The sequence below is a fragment of the Vibrio sp. 10N.261.55.A7 genome, assembly GCF_002877365.1.
GTDB lineage: Bacteria > Pseudomonadota > Gammaproteobacteria > Enterobacterales > Vibrionaceae > Vibrio.
Window position 1 is genome coordinate 21,637 of the sequence record NZ_MCWZ01000287.1, and the last position, 17,879, is coordinate 39,515.

Consider the following 17,879-nt stretch of genomic DNA (forward strand, 5'->3'; position numbering starts at 1 on the left):
TTCAAAACAAGGTTAGTTGTGAGAAACCACGATCAAGCGTAAAGAATCCAACTGCACCTGCGCCTTGCTAATGTATTGCGTTAATTCTTTAATTTGCGCATCAATCGCTTCTATCTCTTCTTCGCGAATGTTGGGGTTCACCGCTTTAAGCGCTTGTAAACGTTCTAATTCACCATTCAGACTCACTTGCATCTCTTGTTGTGCCTGCACTTTCACCGAGACGACCTTCTCATCAACCATGTTCTCACCGGCTTCAATCAGCTTATGAATCTCACTCTGTACAGAAGAGACAAGCTTACTGGCTAGATGACGGTTCACAGGGCTAAGTTGACGGTTAAAGCTATCAAACTCAACCTGAGCAGAAAGATCATTCCCACGGCCATCCATCATCAGACGAATTGGGGTTTGTGGTAGGAATCGAGTAATACCACTGCGTTTAGGCGCTTGAGCATCAACTACATAAATCAGCTCTAACAACAAGGTACCCACTGGCAATGCCTTGTTTTTCAAAAGAGACACAGCTGACGCACCCACACCTTCACTCATCAGCAGATCGATACCACCTTGGATCATTGGGTGCTCCCAACTGATGAAGTTCATGTCTTCGCGAGACAGCGCCGTTTCACGATCAAAGGTGATCGTCGCCCCTTCATAAGGCAGACCAGGGTAACTTGGTACCATCATGTGTTCCGATGGCGTAACCACCAGCGCATTCTCGCCTTTATCATCTTGGTTTAAACCAATGGTGTCGAACAGGCTAAGAGCAAAAGTCACTAGGTTCGTATCGCCATCGGTCGAAGAAATCGTATCCACGATCGCTTGTGCTTTGTCGCCACCATTGGAGTGCATTTCTAACAGTCGATCTCGGCCATGCTCTAACTGAGATTTCAGCTCTTTATTTAGCTGAGCCGACTCTGAAATCACCTCATCAAGTTGCTCGATGTCACCCGATGCCAGCATACCAACCAATGTATCAGAGTATTTGTCATACACTGCACGTCCTGTAGGGCAAGTTTCTCTAAAGGCGTTTAAGCCCTCATCAAACCAACGCGCTAAGATCGCTTGCGAAGTGCCTTTGAGGTATGGAACGTGAATATCAATATCACGCTGCTGGCCAATTCGGTCCAAGCGCCCAATACGCTGCTCTAGCAGGTCTGGGTTAAACGGTAAATCAAACATCACCAATTGGTTAGCGAATTGGAAGTTTCGGCCTTCTGAGCCGATTTCACTACACAATAGAACCTGCGCACCGCCCTCTTCTTGAGCAAAGTAAGCGGCGGCTTTATCACGCTCTATGATAGACATGCCTTCATGGAAAACCGTTGCGCGAATGCCTTCACGCTCACGCAGTGCTTGCTCTAGTTGCAAGGCAGTACTTGCGCGCGAAGCGATAACTAGGATCTTCTCACTGCGCTTCTCTTGAACCTTCTCAATCAACCAGTTAACACGTGAATCGAACTGCCACCAGCTGGCTTCATCGCCTTCAAACTCTTGGAAGATCTCTTCTGGATAGAGGTTTTTCAACGCACGTGCTTCAGGGCTGATCTTACCGCCAATTAAACCAGAGACACGCATTGAGGTGGCGTACTGCGATGGAATCTCCATTGGCAATAGGTGCACATTTCGTTGCGGGAATCCTTTAATGGCGGCACGGGTATTTCGAAACAAGACGCGACCTGTTCCGTGACGATCCATCAAGTTATCAATCAACTCTTGTCGAGCCGCTGCTTTTGCTTCTTCGTGCTCGTCATTTTCAATAATGCGGAACAGAGGCTCTACGTCTTGCTCTGACAATAATTCAGTGATTTGATTCTTCGCGTCATTTTCTAATTTTTGACCAGAGAAAAGCGCCGCAACGGAATCAGCAACGGGGGCATATTGCTCTTCTTCCTGCACAAATGCTTCGTAATCATAGAAACGATCAGGATCAAGAAGACGCAGACGTGCAAAATGGCTTTCACGCCCTAGCTGCTCTGGTGTCGCGGTTAGCAGCAGCACACCTGGTGTTTTCTCAGCAAGCCCTTCAATCACTTGATATTCACGGCTTGGCTTTTCTTGGCTCCACTCTAAGTGATGCGCTTCATCAACCACCAGAAGATCCCAGTCCGCTTCTAATGCTTGCTCAAAACGGCGGCGACTCTTACGAATAAAGTCTAATGAACACAGTACATATTGCTGGGTATCAAAGGGGTTTTCCGCTTCAGCAAACGCTTCAATACAACGCTCTTCATCAAAGATAGAGAAATGCAGATTGAATCGGCGCATCATCTCAACTAGCCATTGATGTTGCAGTGTTTCTGGAACCACGATAAGAATGCGTTCAGCACTGCCTGAGAGAACTTGCTGATGAATGATCATGCCCGCTTCGATGGTTTTCCCTAGGCCAACTTCGTCTGCCAGCAAAACACGTGGTGCATGACGACGACCCACTTCGTGCGCGATGTACAACTGATGAGGAATCAAGCCTGCACGCATGCCACATAAACCGCGCATTGGGCTCTTGTGCTGTTCAAACTGGTTGGTCAGCGCTTTATAACGAAGAACAAAGTTATCCATACGGTCGACTTGACCCGCGAACAACTTGTCTTGCGGTTTGTTAAAACGAATATTATTGCTAAGCATTATTTCACGAAGAATCACCTCTTCGCCATTGTCGCTTCGGGCACCGAGATAAAACAAAACGCCTTTTTTTTCTTCTACTTGCTCAACCTTGATTGACCACCCTTCTTGACTTTCAACGACATCACCGACGTTAAACGTCACTCGGGTTACGGGAGCATCACTGCGTGCATAAACACGATTTTCTTCTGCAGCAGCAAACATTAGTGTGACTGTACGAGCATCCATTGCTACGACGGTACCTAAACCTAAATCGCTTTCCGTATCGCTGATCCAGCGCTGGCCCAAAGCAAATGTCATGAAACGACTACCTCATTAATTCAAAGTGTAAATTGTTCTTTGTTATTTTAGTTTGTATTTCAGTGCAAATATGAAAAGGATCATCAAATGACAATAATAGTGAAAATTTTGCACCAAAAAAGGTCGCTAATCTTACTCGAAGCTGTGATGTAGGTCACGAGGTATCCTTCGATTTTTTAATAGAAATTGGTTCGCCATCAAACTGTAAGAAAAGCATGGCAATTGTGTATTTGAGTGTTGCTATACTCGTAAAGGAAGACGCATAATTTTGAGTCCGAATCGGAACTTCTGGCACAAAACATGCTGTTCTCAGGTATAGAAATTGATCAACACGGGTTTGCAGTTGTTAGTGTACAGAGCGACACATCTTCTAAGCGCGTAATCACTCTGTCCCCTTCTGCAAGCAATGATTGCTAAGCAATGCCGACTCTCGGCAAGGAGACGCTTATGACTGATACCGATCGGAAACTGTTTGTCCTCGATACCAATATCCTTCTTCACGAACCTTTCGCCATTTACTCCTTTCAAGAACACGATGTTCTCATTCCCATGACCGTCCTCGAAGAGCTCGACCGCATCAAAGACAGCAAGCGTGATGTCGCACGAGATGCGAGGGTGGCGATTCGTGCTCTAGAAGACCTTTTTCGCGATGCGACCCCCGATGAGATTTCAGAAGGTATTCACTTTTCTAACGATATCTCGGCCACGGGTACGATCTCTATCGTTGCAGACTTTGAACTGCAAGAAACCGTTAAAGCGTTCGCCGATAAAGCGGGTGATAACCGAATTCTCAATGCGGTTTTAGATTTGCAAATCAAGCATGCTCCTAGAGAAGTGGTGTTAATCACCAAAGACATCAACATGCGTCTTCGAGCAAAGGGCGCAGGCGTACAGTTTGTTGAAGACTACAGAACCGATCAATTGATTGACGATGTTCAATACTTAACGAAAGGCTTCCAATTACGAGAAGGCGCTTTCTGGGACGAAGTCGATGAGGTTGAAAGCAAATCTTTAGGGGGTAAAACTTTCCACACGCTAAGCAGAAAACCGTTTGAACCCACCTTTATCAATCAGTATGTCATTGACGAAGAGAGCGACTTTGCCGCCAGAGTCACTGAGATTTGCGATGAGAGTATTACGCTACAAGATCTCAGCCGTGAGCGCATGATGCACAAACGCGCTTGGGACATCACGCCTAAGAACATCTACCAAGGCATGGCAATGGATGCCCTACTCGATCCTGATATTGATCTTGTCATTTTGACCGGCGCGGCTGGTAGTGGTAAAACCCTGCTCGCCATGGCTGCTGCGCTTGAGCAAACCATCGAAAAGAACATGTTCGACAAGATCATCGTAACCCGAAACACACCAGACATTGGTGAGTCGATTGGGTTCTTGCCTGGCAGTGAGGAAGAAAAGATGATGCCTTGGCTAGCGGCGGTCACCGATACGTTAGAAGCCTTGCATAAAAATGATCATTGCACGGAAGGCTCGATGAAGTACATCTGTGACAAAGCAAACATTCAATTCAAGTCGATTAACTTTATGCGTGGTCGCTCGATTCAAAATGCGTTTGTTCTTCTCGACGAATGTCAGAACCTAACGGCCTCTCAGATAAAGACCATCATTACTCGATGCGGCGAGGGAACTAAAATTGTCTGCTCTGGAAACCTTGCACAAATTGATTCCCATTACTTAACCCCTGTTACATCAGGTCTCACCTATATGGTCGAGCGCTTTAAAAACTTTGAGGGCAGCGCCAATATCCACTTAAATGGCGTGGTACGTAGCCGACTGGCTGAATTTGCCGAGGAGAATATGTAGAGCTAGGCAAAGACCTGTCATTCTATCCACCAATAAAGCGAGCTATCTAAGATATCTCGCTTTATTTTTAAAATAATTATTCACAAATGATGCATTTTTATGTTTTACTAATCGATAATAAATCGATACCCCAAGGACTCCATCATGGCTTTTAATCTCCGCAATCGTAATTTTCTAAAACTGCTCGACTTTACGCCGAAAGAGATCCAGTTTTTGATCGATCTTTCCGCTGATCTAAAAAAAGCAAAATATTCAGGCACTGAGCAAAAGAAGCTGGTTGGGAAAAACATTGCGTTGATCTTTGAAAAAGCCTCAACTCGAACTCGCTGTGCCTTTGAAGTGGCTGCGTTTGATCAAGGTGCTCAAGTCTCTTACCTAGGCCCATCGGGATCTCAAATTGGGCAAAAAGAATCCATGAAAGACACGGCACGCGTCTTAGGCCGTATGTACGACGGCATTGAATATCGCGGATTTGGTCAAGAGATTGTTGAAGAGCTTGGTGCTCATGCTGGCGTTCCTGTCTGGAATGGCCTGACAGATGAGTTTCATCCAACTCAAATCCTGGCGGATTTCCTGACTATGCTTGAACATGGCAAAGGTAAGCTACTGCATCAAATCAGTTTTGCGTATCTTGGCGATGCACGCAACAACATGGGCAATTCACTGATGGTGGGTGCGGCGAAAATGGGCATGGACATTCGACTGGTAGCGCCAAAAGAGTTTTGGCCAGAAGAGCCACTTGTCGCGACTTGCCAAGAGATTGCGACTCAAACAGGTGCAAAGATCACTTTGACTGAGAACGTTGAAGAAGGCGTAAAGGGGTGTGATTTCCTCTATACCGACGTTTGGGTTTCTATGGGTGAAGCCGCTGAAGCCTGGGATGAACGCGTCGCTAAAATGACCCCTTATCAAGTAAATAGAGAAACTCTCAACCTAACGGGTAACTCGGACATTAAATTTATGCACTGCTTGCCAGCATTTCACAACGATGAAACCGTCATCGGCAAAGAAGTGGCCGATAAATATGGCATGAAAGGCCTAGAAGTCACTGAAGAAGTGTTTGAGTCAGAGCACTCTATTGTGTTCGATGAGGCCGAAAACCGCATGCATACTATTAAGGCGATCATGGTTGCGACACTAGGCAGCTAATAGAGAAAGGAAGCTTGACGTAATCGCTTGCGCTCACTTTGCGAAGGCGTATAATGCTCGGCAATTTGTCAGAGGATTATGAAATGATGACACTGGTATCGTGTAATACACAGCGATATAAAAACCACAAGCTACGATGGATTTCTAAGCCTAGCTTTGCTGTCATTGGTTTCTGTTATTCTCTCGATTTTTAAAGCCTCCCATTATTGGGGGGCTTTTTTGTGGCTTTAAGAACATTCAAGATAGGGAAGAAGAACATGACAAACTCGCTTTTTAAAAAGCACATTATCTCTATTCCAGAGCTTTCGCGCGAAGAGTTGGAACTGATAGTTGATACGGCAGGTCAGTTGAAATCTCATCCTCAACCTGAACTGATTAAAAACAAAGTAATCGCTAGTTGCTTCTTCGAGCCTTCTACTCGTACTCGCCTTTCATTTGAAACGGCAATCCAGCGCATTGGTGGCGATGTCATCGGCTTTGATAGCGGCGGTAACACCTCTTTGGCTAAAAAAGGCGAAACCTTGGCAGACTCAGTACAAGTCATCTCATCTTACGTCGATGCCTTTGTCATGCGTCATCCTCAAGAGGGCGCAGCTCGTTTAGCGTCTGAATTCTCCAACGGTGTGCCTGTAATAAATGCAGGCGATGGCGCGAACCAACACCCAACGCAGACTCTGCTTGATCTGTTTAGTATCGCAGAAACCCAAGGGCGATTAGACAACCTAAACGTTGCTTTCGTTGGCGACCTAAAATATGGGCGCACCGTTCATTCGTTGACTCAAGCTCTGGCTAAATTTAACAATGTGCGTTTTTATTTTGTCGCGCCAGAAGCACTAGCAATGCCAGACTACATCTGTGAAGAACTTGACGAAGCCAACATCGAATACAGCTTGCATACCGATATGGAAGAAGTGATTCCTGAGTTGGATATCCTCTACATGACACGTGTTCAGAAAGAGCGCTTTGATGAATCTGAATACGCACACATTAAGTCGGCTTATATTCTGAGAGCGAACATGCTTGAAAATGCACGTGAGAATATGAAGGTGCTACACCCGTTGCCGCGCGTAGATGAAATCACAACTGACGTTGATAAAACCAAGCACGCCTACTTCTTTGAGCAAGCTGAAAATGGTGTTTATGCACGTGAAGCGTTGCTTGCCTTAGTTCTCAATAAAAGCCTGTAGAGAGGAAAAAATATGTCTAAAGAAACTCAATTGCAGGTTGAAGCAATTAAAAATGGTACGGTCATTGACCACATCCCTGCCCAAATTGGTATTAAAGTACTGCGCTTGTTTGATATGCACAACTCACATCAGCGCGTGACCATCGGCTTAAATCTTCCGTCGTCGGCACTTGGCGCGAAAGATCTGCTCAAGATAGAGAACGTGTTTATCAATGAAGAGCAAGCGAGCAAATTAGCTTTGTACGCTCCTCATGCGACCGTTAATCAAATTGAAGAGTACGAAGTGGCGAAGAAACTCGTTCTCGAACTTCCTAAGCAGGTTAATGATGTTTTTACCTGCCCAAACAGCAACTGCATCACACACAACGAGCCGGTTGAAAGTAGCTTCAGTGTCATTGAAAAAAATGATGATATTCGCCTTAAGTGCAAATACTGTGAAAAGGTATTCTCACGCGAAGTGGTTACCGAAAGATAACGGATTTCACTATTGCTGTTAATTAAATGACAATGCTCTGCTTGTTCTTAGATCCCTTATCCGTCGATAGGGGATTTTTTCTATACGCCATTTTCTTTCTTTACGTCATTAGAATTTCACGGCAAACTGAGCAATTACTTCCACTCTATTGACGGAATCAATAACATGACAAAAGTTCTTCATACTGAATCAGCTCCTGCAGCTATTGGCCCATATGTTCAAGGTGTCGACCTAGGCAGCATGGTTTTAACTTCAGGCCAAATCCCTGTAAACCCAGTAACGGGTGAAGTTTCTCCAGAAATCACAGTGCAAGCACGTCAGTCTCTTGAGAACGTAAAAGCCGTTGTTGAAGCATCAGGCTTAACCGTTGGTGACATTGTAAAACTGACGGTTTTTGTCAAAGACTTAAACGACTTCGTTGCAGTCAATGAAGTGTACGGCGCCTTCTTTGATGAGCACAATGTTGCTCACTACCCTGCACGTTCATGTGTTGAGGTCGCTCGTTTACCAAAAGATGTGGGTATCGAAATTGAAGCCATTGCGGTGCGAAAGTAGTCGTAATTTTTTATGAGTAGCTAGCATCGAGACTAATTGCGTAACAAAAAAGGCGAGCCCTATCTTATGTAGAAGGCTCGCCTTTTCAATTATTACCACAGACTATTTATTTGAAGCCTTTGACCTTTTTTATTAGATCATAGGCATTCTGAATCTCCTGCGATTTCTCTTTCGCAACGTTCATCATCTCTGGCGGCAGCCCTTTCGCCATTAGCTTGTCAGGGTGGTGCTCATTCATTAATTTGCGGTACGCACGCTTAATTTCTTTAGATTCAGCCTTTTCACTGACATCCAGTACATCGTATGCAGCTGTAAGTTGATCAGCCTGGCTCTCTTGCTGCCACGAACCTGATTGACTGTGCCCATGGTGAGCTCCACCACCTTGCTGAAAGCGAAACGCGGCTTCTTGCATCCGCAGGCGCTGTTCAAGCTGAGCAGAAGAAAAACCTAGCCCTTTGGCTATTTTATGCAGGACGTTACGCTCGCTTGGATGAATCGATCCATCAGCAAACGCTGCTGATATCTGAAGCTCTAGAAAGAACTGCATTAAGTCAAAACGACCCGCTGCCGAAATCTTCACTCGCTCTAGAATACTATCAAGCGGAAAGTTAGATTCTTTCCCTTCTCGAAATGCATTCTGCGCGGCAACGCGTTGCTCACCATGAAGATTCATTCTCTCCATCATTGTGCTAGCAAGTTGGATTTCCTGAGCCGTTACTTGGCCTTTTGCCTTTGCAACATGTCCCATAACCGCAAACGCGGCTTTAAAAAACTCGTCTTGACGTTCAGTTTGGCTTGGGCCCGAACCAAAAGCACCGTTTCTAAAACCCGCTTGATTTAATCGGCGTGCTTTGTCAAATTGGTGGCCGATAAATAAACCAAAGACCAATCCAAATGGCCCTCCAAACAGGAAGCCAAAAAAAGCGCCCAACATTTTGCCAAAAATATGCATTATGTGCTCTCAATCTGTGAATTTTTCTACCACAAAGTGGTCTGATAGTGTCGTCAGCAGGAAATTCCTTTATGATAGAACCGTATTTTTACATTCGGTACTCATTCACCGGATAAATCAAGTTCAACAGGACAGTAAAACTCGATGCCATTTTTTTCCCGCACTTTATTAGCCACTTCCATCAGTACCGCCTTGTTAGTGCCTCAGACTAATGCCGAAACGGTACAAAAAGATGACGTGCAAGAAATGCCTGCTTTCGGACAATGCCAAATATTAGACCCTATTGACCAATGCCTGGTCAATCGACCTGATGCAGAAAACCCAAATGAGCTCCCAATCGATGTGGAAGCCAATAGCCTAGAGGCTCTCAATAATGAGAAGTCCACCTATAAAGGCGATGTCATCATCACGCAGGGCAAAAAACGCATGACCGCCGATGAGGTAACCCTTCATCAGCAAGACAATGTGGTTGTGGCGAAAGGCAATGTTCATTTTAGTGATGGTGAAATTAAAACCATTTCGGATCGCGCGACCAATGATCTTAATACGGATGAACTGACCGCGGAAAATACTCAGTATAACTTCCTTTGTGAACCAGGCCGTGGCGACGCGGTCTTTATGGCCAAAACAGGCAAGGCCGTGTACGAAATAGAAGATGGCAGCATAACTTCTTGCCCAGAAGGTAATAATGCTTGGCGTATGCGCGCGAGTAGCATCGACATTGATCAAAATAAAGATGAAGCGACATTTTATAACCCACGCTTTGAAATACAGAGTGTCCCCGTCTTTTATCTGCCCTATTTAACTGTACCTATTGGTGACACGCGAAAAACAGGGTTTCTTTACCCTACTGTGGGCTATGGTTCGAGTGATGGTTTTGAAATGGAGGTGCCTGTCTATTGGAACCTCGCGCCAAACTACGACCTAGAAACAACATTCAAGTATATGCAAGAGCGTGGTACCCAGCTCAACAGTGAATTTCGTTACTTGTCGGATTTAGGCTTTGGAACAATAAAAACCGAATACCTACAAGATGATAAAAAGTACACTGATTACGGAGATCGTTGGGGCTTTCAATACGAACATGATGGTATTTTCCAAGAGGCTTGGAAGTTTGAAATAGACTACTCTAAAGTCAGTGATATTGCATACTTTAGTCATGTTGATTCAAGCATTGGTAATCGAGAAGACGGACAGCTTCTTCAAGAGGGGAAAGCTACTTATCGTAGTGAAGACTGGGATGCATCTGTACTTGTCCGAGATTTTCAAGTCCTAACCACCAGTGGTAATCTCCCTTACCGATTGATGCCACAAGTTGAATTTAACTATTATGCGCCAGAGGTAATGAAGTACGTTGATTTTGATTTCATCAGCCATATTTCTCGATTTGAAACAGACGCTGATGATATGCCTTCTGCTACTCGAACACATATTGAGCCAGGGATTACTATTCCGCTAGCCAACACCTGGGGAAGTTGGACTACAGAGGCGCGGCTTCTTGGTACCTATTATCAACAAGATCTAGATGATGTGTCGAACCCACTCCTCGAAGAGACAGTTTCTCGACTAATTCCAGAATTTCGCACTCATGCCGGCGTGGTGCTAGAGCGAGATACCGCGATTTTGGATAGCTACACGCAAACACTAGAGCCTCAGGTTCAATACTTGTATGTACCGAAACAAGATCAAACTGCGATAGGCGATTACGATACTACCTTGCTCCAAACCGATTACTATGGTCTATTTCGCAGCAGAAAATACAGTGGTGTCGATAAGATCGCAGCTGCAAACCAATTCAGTTATGGCGCGTCATCAAGATTTTTTGATGATGCCTATAAAGAAAGACTCAACATTTCCTTTGGGCAAATTTTTTATTTAGACAAAGAGACAAAAAATTCCTTAGTGAGTAATTCTGACAGTGAGCCTGAATCAACCAACTACTCTGCATGGGCCGTTGAGATGGACTTCAATTATGCCGATTACCTCTTCTATCATGGCGGTATTCAGTACGACATTGACTCCAGTGAGGTACAACTCGGGAATAGTACGCTTGAATATCGATTCAATGGTGGTTACATACAAACAAACTATCGTTACGTAACTAAAGAGTATCTAGAGGAAACCGTAGATTTCAGCGTAGATTCCATCACTAAAGATGGTATATCCCAAGCAGGCCTCTTAGGCGGTTATCAGATTAATCGACACTGGAACACCAGTGCGCAATATTTTTACGACCTAACTACCGATCAAAACCTTGAGTGGCTAGCCACATTGCAATACCGCTCAGATTGCTGGTATATCGGCTTCACATACAGTAATAGAATCATCAGTTGGGACGGAGACTTTGTTACCAACCCTAACGCGGCACCTATTTACGAAAAAAACCTCGGTATTAACTTTGGTATCGTCGGGTTTGGGACCACCATCGGTTCAGACTCAAGTGCCGCTGGTGTTGCTAGTGCGGGTAATGCTCTCGGTTATGGCAGACCATTTTTCTTAAACAACTAATTATTTTTGAATACGGGTTAACGACGAATGACGTTATCCCATAATGACTTATAGGATTTCAAATGAAACTGTGGAAACAGATCCTGCTTGGAAGTATCACAAGCTTATCGGTGACAGCTATCAGTGCGGAGCCAGTTGCACTGGACAAAATAGCAGTTATCGTAAACGAAGGCGTGGTGTTACAAAGCGATCTCGATACTGCGTTTAAGACACTTCGAGCCAACGCAAAAGAGAGTGGTCAAGCCCTTCCGGATGAATCCGTTTTGCGTGAGCAAGTATTAGAAAAATTGATTGTCGATACGATTCAACAACAAGAAGCTGAACGACTTGGGGTACGAATTGATGATAATCGCCTAAATCAAGCTATCGCAGATATTGCAAAAAATAACAAGCAGACGATCGAGCAACTGACGGCCGCTGTTGAGGCAGAAGGCCTAACATACGCCGCGTTTCGAGAGCAGGTACGTAAAGAAATCGCAGCCAGTGAAGCTCGCAATGCTTTAGTACGTCGTCGAATCAATATTCTTCCTGCTGAAGTAGAAAACCTTGCCGACATTTTGGCTCAAGAAACCAACGCATCGGTTCAGTACAACATTAGCCATATTCAGTTACGCTTTAATGATGGGCAAGAGAAATCTGAAGTAGAAGAGTTGGCGAATGAGCTCGTACAAAAACTCGATGATGGTGAAAGTTTCGAGACCATGGCTTACACCTACTCCAAAGGACCAAAAGCTTTAGAGGGTGGTGACTGGGGTTGGATGCGTAAAGAAGAGATGCCAACCATCTTTGCTGATCAAATCAAACTCCAGAATAAAGGCAGCATTATTGGTCCATTTCGAAGTGGCATTGGCTTTCACATTCTCAAGATTGACGATGTGAAAGGGCTAGAAGTCGTCGCAGTAACAGAAGTCAACGCTCGCCATATCTTGATCAAACCAACCGTGATTTTAAGTGACGAAGGCGTTCAGCGAGATCTTCTGGAGATCACTCGCCAAGTGCTTAGCGGTGAAGCAACCTTTGGTGACCTTGCACAGCAATATAGTCAAGACCCAGGCTCTGCGGTCCAAGATGGGGAATTAGGCTATCAAACTCCGGATCTTTACGTTCCTGAATTTAAACACCAGGTGGAAACTCTTGCTGTTGGGCAAATCAGTGAGCCATTTAAAACCGTTCATGGCTGGCACATCGTGGAAGTACTGGATCGTCGTGAAGTCGATAGAACAGATTCCGCATTGAAAAACCGTGCTTACGGCATTTTGTTCAATAGAAAGTTCAATGAAGAAGCCAGTGCATGGCTGCAAGAATTACGCGCGAGCGCCTTCGTAGAAATCATCGAGGAAGATCAAGATGACAATTAAGCGCATCGTGGTCACCGCAGGTGAACCTGCTGGAATAGGCCCCGATCTCGTTTTAGCTCTATCTCAAGAGAATTGGAGTCATCAAATTGTTGTTTGCGCAGATAAGCACTTGATAAAACAACGCGCAGAACAGTTAAACATCGATGTGGATATTATTGACTATCAAGAGTCTCTCGATATCACTCCACAGCAATCGGGGTCACTGGTCATTGATCACATCGCTCTTGATGCTCCGTGTGAAGTCGGCAACCTTGACGAAGCTAATGGCCATTATGTATTAAAAACATTAGAAAGAGCCGCATTAGGCTGTATGAATAATGAATTTGATGCTATTGTCACCGGCCCTGTTCACAAGGGGGTGATCAATCGAGCTGGTGTTGCTTTTAGTGGCCACACTGAGTTCTTCGCTGAGAAATCGAATACACCACTGGTTGTTATGATGCTTGCGACAGAAGGATTAAGAGTGGCTCTAGTGACCACACATATTCCTTTGGCTTATGTTTCACAAGCCGTCACCGAAGAAAGATTGACAAAAATTGTACACATCCTTCACCAAGATCTAGTGACCAAGTTTGCTATTGAAAACCCATCTATCTATGTGTGTGGTTTAAATCCACATGCGGGTGAAGATGGTTGCTTAGGCCGAGAAGAGATTGACACAATCTCACCGACACTAGAAAAAATTCGCCAAGAAGATGGTATTAATTTAATTGGTCCTCTACCGGCCGATACCATTTTCAATGAGAAGTACTTACAAGAAGCTGATGCAGTATTAGGAATGTATCATGATCAAGTCCTACCCGTATTGAAATACAAAGGATTTGGTCGTTCCGTAAACATTACTCTTGGTCTACCCTTTATAAGAACATCGGTCGACCATGGTACCGCACTCGATCTTGCCGGGACTGGCAATGCGGACACAGGAAGCTTTAAAACAGCACTGGCTCACGCGATTGAATTGGTAGATAAACAACCTAATTAATGCGATAAGCACGAAACTTGAGAAAAATATGAGAAATGATGTCCACTTAGGGCACAAAGCGCGTAAACGTTTTGGTCAAAACTTCCTAAATGATCCGTATATTATTGACGGTATTGTCTCTGGAATTAACCCTCTTCCGGGTCAAAATCTGGTTGAAATCGGCCCAGGGCTTGGGGCGATTACTGAGCCTGTAGGCAAACTCGTCGATAAGTTCACTGTCATTGAGCTTGATAGAGATCTTGCTGAGCGTCTGCGTAACCATCCAGACCTTGCAGACAAGTTGACGATTCACGAAGGCGATGCAATGAAGTTCGACTTCGAGCAACTGGTTAAACCAAACAATAAGTTACGTATTTTTGGTAACCTGCCTTACAACATCTCGACGCCTTTGATGTTCCATCTATTTGAGTTCCATAAAGACATTCAAGATATGCACTTTATGCTGCAAAAAGAAGTGGTCAATCGTCTCGCAGCAGGCCCTGGCAGCAAAGCCTATGGTCGATTAACGGTCATGGCACAGTATTACTGTAAAGTAACGCCGGTTCTTGAAGTTCCGCCAACCGCTTTTGTTCCACCACCAAAGGTCGACTCTGCGGTCGTCCGTTTGATGCCATATGAAGAGCTGCCATACCCGGCTACGAATCTAAAATGGTTAGATCGTGTTTGTCGTGAAGGCTTTAACCAACGTCGTAAGACAGTGCGAAATTGTTATAAAAGCCTCATTAGCAAAGAGCAATTGGAAGAGCTTGGTGTTAATCCAGGAATGCGACCTGAGAATCTAACGCTTGAGCAATTTGTCGATATGGCAAATTGGCTAGACGCGAACCACTAGACTTCTTTATTCAGCCCTTATATCTTGTTCAAGAAATAAGGGCTGAACTTTATGAAAGCCACGACTGATCGGGAGTGATCATGCTTGAGCCTATTCCAGAAATCCAAATACAAGTCCAAACTAAGTATGTAGAAGAGCAGTCAACGCCTGACGACAACCACTACATTTTTGCCTACCTCATTACCATCAAAAACCTCAGTGAAGATACCGTTCAGTTAATCAGTCGCCGCTGGCTAATCACCGATGCAGATGGAAAACAAATGTCGATTGAGGGAGAGGGAGTGGTTGGACAACAGCCTCATATCGAGAGTAATAAAGAGTACAGCTACACCAGTGCTACCGCCATTGAAACCCCTATCGGTGTAATGCAAGGGCAGTATATTTTCCATGATCATGACGGCACTGAATTTACCACTGAGATAACCCCATTTCGGCTTGCTATTCCAAATATCCTCAACTAAGGAACACTCTTGTCTACGTATATTGTTGGTGACATACAAGGCTGCTTAGATGAGCTTCAATGCCTACTAAAACAAGCTCAATTTGATCCTAAAATGGATCAGTTATGGATTACCGGTGACTTAGTTGCACGGGGCCCCAAATCATTAGAAACCTTACGATTTATAAAAGGATTAGGATCTGCTGCGCAAATTATACTGGGCAATCACGATCTGCATCTGCTTGGGGTATCACTTGGTATCCATAAAGTAAAAAGCAAAGATAAAACAGCGCCTATTTTCTCAGCCCCTGACAAAGACGAACTGCTCACGTGGTTGAGGCACCAGCCACTGCTCGCTGAACACCCTGATTTCGTCATGACACATGCAGGAATTTCACCTCAGTGGAGCTTAAAGCAAGCACGCAAGGCTGCTGAAGAGATTGAACTCATTCTAAAAAGTGATCAATGGGCATGGCTAATCGAAAACATGTACAGCAACAGTCCAACCTTATGGAAGAAAAGTCTAAAAGGTATTGAACGCTATCGCTACAGCATCAATGCGCTCACTAGAATGCGATACTGCTTTGAAGATTCAAGTTTAGACATGGCTTGTAAACTACCACCCAGCAAACTTGATACTCAATCAAGTCACGGGCTCATCCCATGGTTTAAAGCACCATTGAGAAAAAAACTCACTAAAACAGTGATCTTTGGTCACTGGGCAGCACTTCAAGGCTATGACAAAGAAGATGTGATTGGGCTCGACACCGGATGTGTTTGGGGGGGAAGCTTAACCATGCTGCGCTGGGAAGATAAGCAGTATTTCAGTCAAGACTCACTAACCGCGTAATCTGAGCAACCACGACGAGTGATTGCTCAACTGACACGACTCGTCGTCCAGGCTCATCGCTCTAAAATAGTAAATCTTAGGTTATAAGCATTTTTCTCATCCGCCGGATATTTCTCTGAGTAAGTCTCCGTAAATTCATCGCCCCAACTAGGGAATTGAGTATCCCCATCAATGTCGGCTTCAATATGAGTCACATACAACTTATTTGCTATCGGTAAACACGCCTTATAGATAGCGCCACCCCCAATGATCATGACCTCTTCAACATCTCCAGATACTTTTATAGCCTCCTCAATGGAAGTGACGGTTGTCACACCTTCAATGGAAAGGTTCTCATCTCGGCTAATAACAATGTTTAAACGGCCAGGTAATGGACGACCTATAGAATCATACGTTTTTCTACCCATGACGACAGGCTTACCCATGGTGCAGCGTTTAAACCATGAAAAATCGGCTGGCAAGTGCCACGGCATTTGATTGTCTTTACCAATAATACGATTGTCTGCCATCGCGGCAACCATGCTGATGATCATTTTTTATCCTAGTTTCAATTCTATACTATGGGTTTACGGCGGTAGAATAACAGTCCCGGCATTGCTAATCCAATCGCAAGCCCAGAGATGATAAACATCGATTTCAAAAAGTTACTAAACAGCACTGCCATCAGTTCCGCCGAATAACCCAGCTGATTCATTTCAACCATGGCAATCATCGCTTTAAAAGCGAAAACGCCCGGCACCATGGGGATCATCGCTGCCACGGTAAAGACTTTAGGGTGAGCTAAAAATCGGTGCGACCATCGAACACCTATCATGCCAACACTCGTTGCAGCAAAAAACGTCGCCCACTCTATTGGAATACCAAAGTGCATCATTAAATAACGTGAACCATGGCCAATAGCCCCACCCAATGCGCAATAGACAAGCGCTTTTTGAGGAACATTAAACACAAGGGCAAACCCGACAGCAGGAATAGCAGAAAAAGCCATATCGTGCACAAGACCCAGGAGAAGATCAATCATACTCCCCACCCCCAAACATTCATTAAGTTCATAGCACCAACAATACCTAAGCACGTTGATAGCGTCAGTAAGCTCGCCATGACAAATCGAGCAATTCCCATGTTGATGTAACCTTTGAGCATATCTGCGACAGAGTTAATGAGAGGAAAGCCAGGAACGAGCATTAACACAGATGACGCCATCACGATGGTGGGTTGATTACCAATGGAAAAGATCACGGCTTGTGCAGATACGATCGTTGTGACGAACGCCGTCACTGAAAAATTGACCATAGGATTAAAGTGGCGATGACCAAACTCTTGACGAACGATCATCCCTATAGAAGAGACGATGAACGTCATAAGAAAGACATTGAAATCACCGCCAGCAAGGCGACTAAAAGAAGCGCAAGATAGGCCAATCATAAACACGACTAACCAGCGATTATAGCGTTCAGGCGTTATTTTGTTTAGTTTCTGCTGTGCAAGGCGACTATCTAAAATACCTTTTTCGAGCATTATGCAAATTCGTTGAATCTGTGTAATAACACGCATGTTGATACCACGGTCAGGGCTGTGCCTAGCGGTCGTTATACAGTGATCCTGATAAACCGTAGTCACAACTAAAGAACTCGCGGATAAAGAAACCTCTACTTCATCTAATCCACATGCGATACCAATACGGTGAGTAATACTTCCAACCAGCGTACTTTCAGCCCCATGGGCCAGCAACATTTGCCCAGCTTGAGCAATAAATCTAGAGATTGCTCTTTGATTCAATTCCATGAGCCCTTTCCTGCTTCCTTTCAAAAATTTATAGTGCCAAATTTATCGTTGCGACAAAATGATAT

The 17,879-nt window shown here is 44.6% G+C and carries 16 protein-coding genes; 11 read left to right on the plus strand and 5 right to left on the minus strand.

Annotated elements, in window-relative coordinates:
* Window positions 1-12 precede the first annotated feature (12 nt).
* Entirely contained in the window at window positions 13-2,919 is a 2,907-nt protein-coding gene (gene rapA / locus BCU12_RS14550; protein WP_102404980.1) for an RNA polymerase-associated protein RapA, read from the minus strand.
* A 447-nt stretch (window positions 2,920-3,366) separates the two neighbouring features.
* Here rapA and BCU12_RS14555 point away from each other — a divergent pair, with 447 nt between their 5' ends.
* From BCU12_RS14555 to BCU12_RS14575, 5 genes are all read left to right on the plus strand, one after another.
* Entirely contained in the window at window positions 3,367-4,743 is a 1,377-nt protein-coding gene (locus BCU12_RS14555) for a PhoH family protein (RefSeq protein WP_102404981.1), read from the plus strand.
* Window positions 4,744-4,887: 144 nt separating this feature from the next.
* Window positions 4,888-5,892 carry an ornithine carbamoyltransferase gene (gene argF / locus BCU12_RS14560; RefSeq protein WP_102404982.1) on the plus strand — a complete coding sequence of 335 codons (1,005 nt, stop codon included), beginning with the start codon at window positions 4,888-4,890 and terminating at the stop codon, window positions 5,890-5,892.
* A 257-nt stretch (window positions 5,893-6,149) separates the two neighbouring features.
* Complete coding sequence (gene pyrB / locus BCU12_RS14565) at window positions 6,150-7,079, plus strand: aspartate carbamoyltransferase (protein ID WP_102404983.1); 930 nt, start codon at window positions 6,150-6,152, stop codon at window positions 7,077-7,079.
* Window positions 7,080-7,091: 12 nt separating this feature from the next.
* The gene (pyrI, locus tag BCU12_RS14570; RefSeq protein WP_102404984.1) at window positions 7,092-7,553 is read left to right on the plus strand and encodes an aspartate carbamoyltransferase regulatory subunit; all 462 of its coding nucleotides are present in this window, start codon (window positions 7,092-7,094) and stop codon (window positions 7,551-7,553) included.
* Window positions 7,554-7,718: 165 nt separating this feature from the next.
* Complete coding sequence (locus BCU12_RS14575) at window positions 7,719-8,108, plus strand: Rid family detoxifying hydrolase (RefSeq protein WP_102404985.1); 390 nt, start codon at window positions 7,719-7,721, stop codon at window positions 8,106-8,108.
* 106 nt (window positions 8,109-8,214) lie between these two features.
* Here BCU12_RS14575 and djlA read toward each other — a convergent pair whose 3' ends face one another.
* Entirely contained in the window at window positions 8,215-9,060 is an 846-nt protein-coding gene (gene djlA / locus BCU12_RS14580; protein WP_102404986.1) for a co-chaperone DjlA, read from the minus strand.
* 144 nt (window positions 9,061-9,204) lie between these two features.
* Between djlA and lptD the strand changes: the two genes are divergently transcribed.
* From lptD to BCU12_RS14610, 6 genes are all read left to right on the plus strand, one after another.
* On the plus strand, window positions 9,205-11,568 hold the full coding sequence (gene lptD, locus BCU12_RS14585) for an LPS assembly protein LptD (protein ID WP_102404987.1): 2,364 nt from the start codon (window positions 9,205-9,207) through the stop codon (window positions 11,566-11,568).
* 62 nt (window positions 11,569-11,630) lie between these two features.
* Window positions 11,631-12,926 (plus strand): peptidylprolyl isomerase SurA, encoded by a 1,296-nt coding sequence (gene surA, locus BCU12_RS14590; protein ID WP_102404988.1) that lies wholly within the window; start codon window positions 11,631-11,633, stop codon window positions 12,924-12,926.
* Window positions 12,916-13,908: a 4-hydroxythreonine-4-phosphate dehydrogenase PdxA gene (pdxA, locus tag BCU12_RS14595; protein ID WP_102404989.1), complete on the plus strand. Its 993-nt coding sequence runs from the start codon at window positions 12,916-12,918 to the stop codon at window positions 13,906-13,908. The genes surA and pdxA overlap by 11 nt, the downstream gene beginning before the upstream one ends.
* A 28-nt stretch (window positions 13,909-13,936) precedes the next feature.
* A complete protein-coding gene (gene rsmA / locus BCU12_RS14600; RefSeq protein WP_102404990.1) occupies window positions 13,937-14,740 on the plus strand; it encodes a 16S rRNA (adenine(1518)-N(6)/adenine(1519)-N(6))-dimethyltransferase RsmA in 804 nt (267 codons plus the stop codon).
* An 80-nt stretch (window positions 14,741-14,820) separates the two neighbouring features.
* The gene (gene apaG / locus BCU12_RS14605) at window positions 14,821-15,201 is read left to right on the plus strand and encodes a Co2+/Mg2+ efflux protein ApaG (protein ID WP_102404991.1); all 381 of its coding nucleotides are present in this window, start codon (window positions 14,821-14,823) and stop codon (window positions 15,199-15,201) included.
* Between the two features lie 9 nt (window positions 15,202-15,210).
* Entirely contained in the window at window positions 15,211-16,029 is an 819-nt protein-coding gene (locus BCU12_RS14610; protein ID WP_102404992.1) for a symmetrical bis(5'-nucleosyl)-tetraphosphatase, read from the plus strand.
* A gap of 53 nt (window positions 16,030-16,082) precedes the next feature.
* Here the strand turns inward: BCU12_RS14610 and folA are convergent, their stop codons facing one another.
* From folA to BCU12_RS14625, 3 genes are read right to left on the minus strand one after another with little or no spacing between them, the layout of a single operon-like run.
* Window positions 16,083-16,562 carry a type 3 dihydrofolate reductase gene (folA, locus tag BCU12_RS14615; RefSeq protein ID WP_102404993.1) on the minus strand — a complete coding sequence of 160 codons (480 nt, stop codon included), beginning with the start codon at window positions 16,560-16,562 and terminating at the stop codon, window positions 16,083-16,085.
* A 20-nt stretch (window positions 16,563-16,582) separates the two neighbouring features.
* Entirely contained in the window at window positions 16,583-17,050 is a 468-nt protein-coding gene (locus BCU12_RS14620) for a threonine/serine exporter family protein (RefSeq protein ID WP_198599339.1), read from the minus strand.
* Window positions 17,047-17,814: a threonine/serine exporter family protein gene (locus BCU12_RS14625; protein WP_102404995.1), complete on the minus strand. Its 768-nt coding sequence runs from the start codon at window positions 17,812-17,814 to the stop codon at window positions 17,047-17,049. Before BCU12_RS14625 ends, BCU12_RS14620 begins: the two co-directional genes overlap by 4 nt.
* Between the last annotated feature and the right edge of the window lie 65 nt (window positions 17,815-17,879).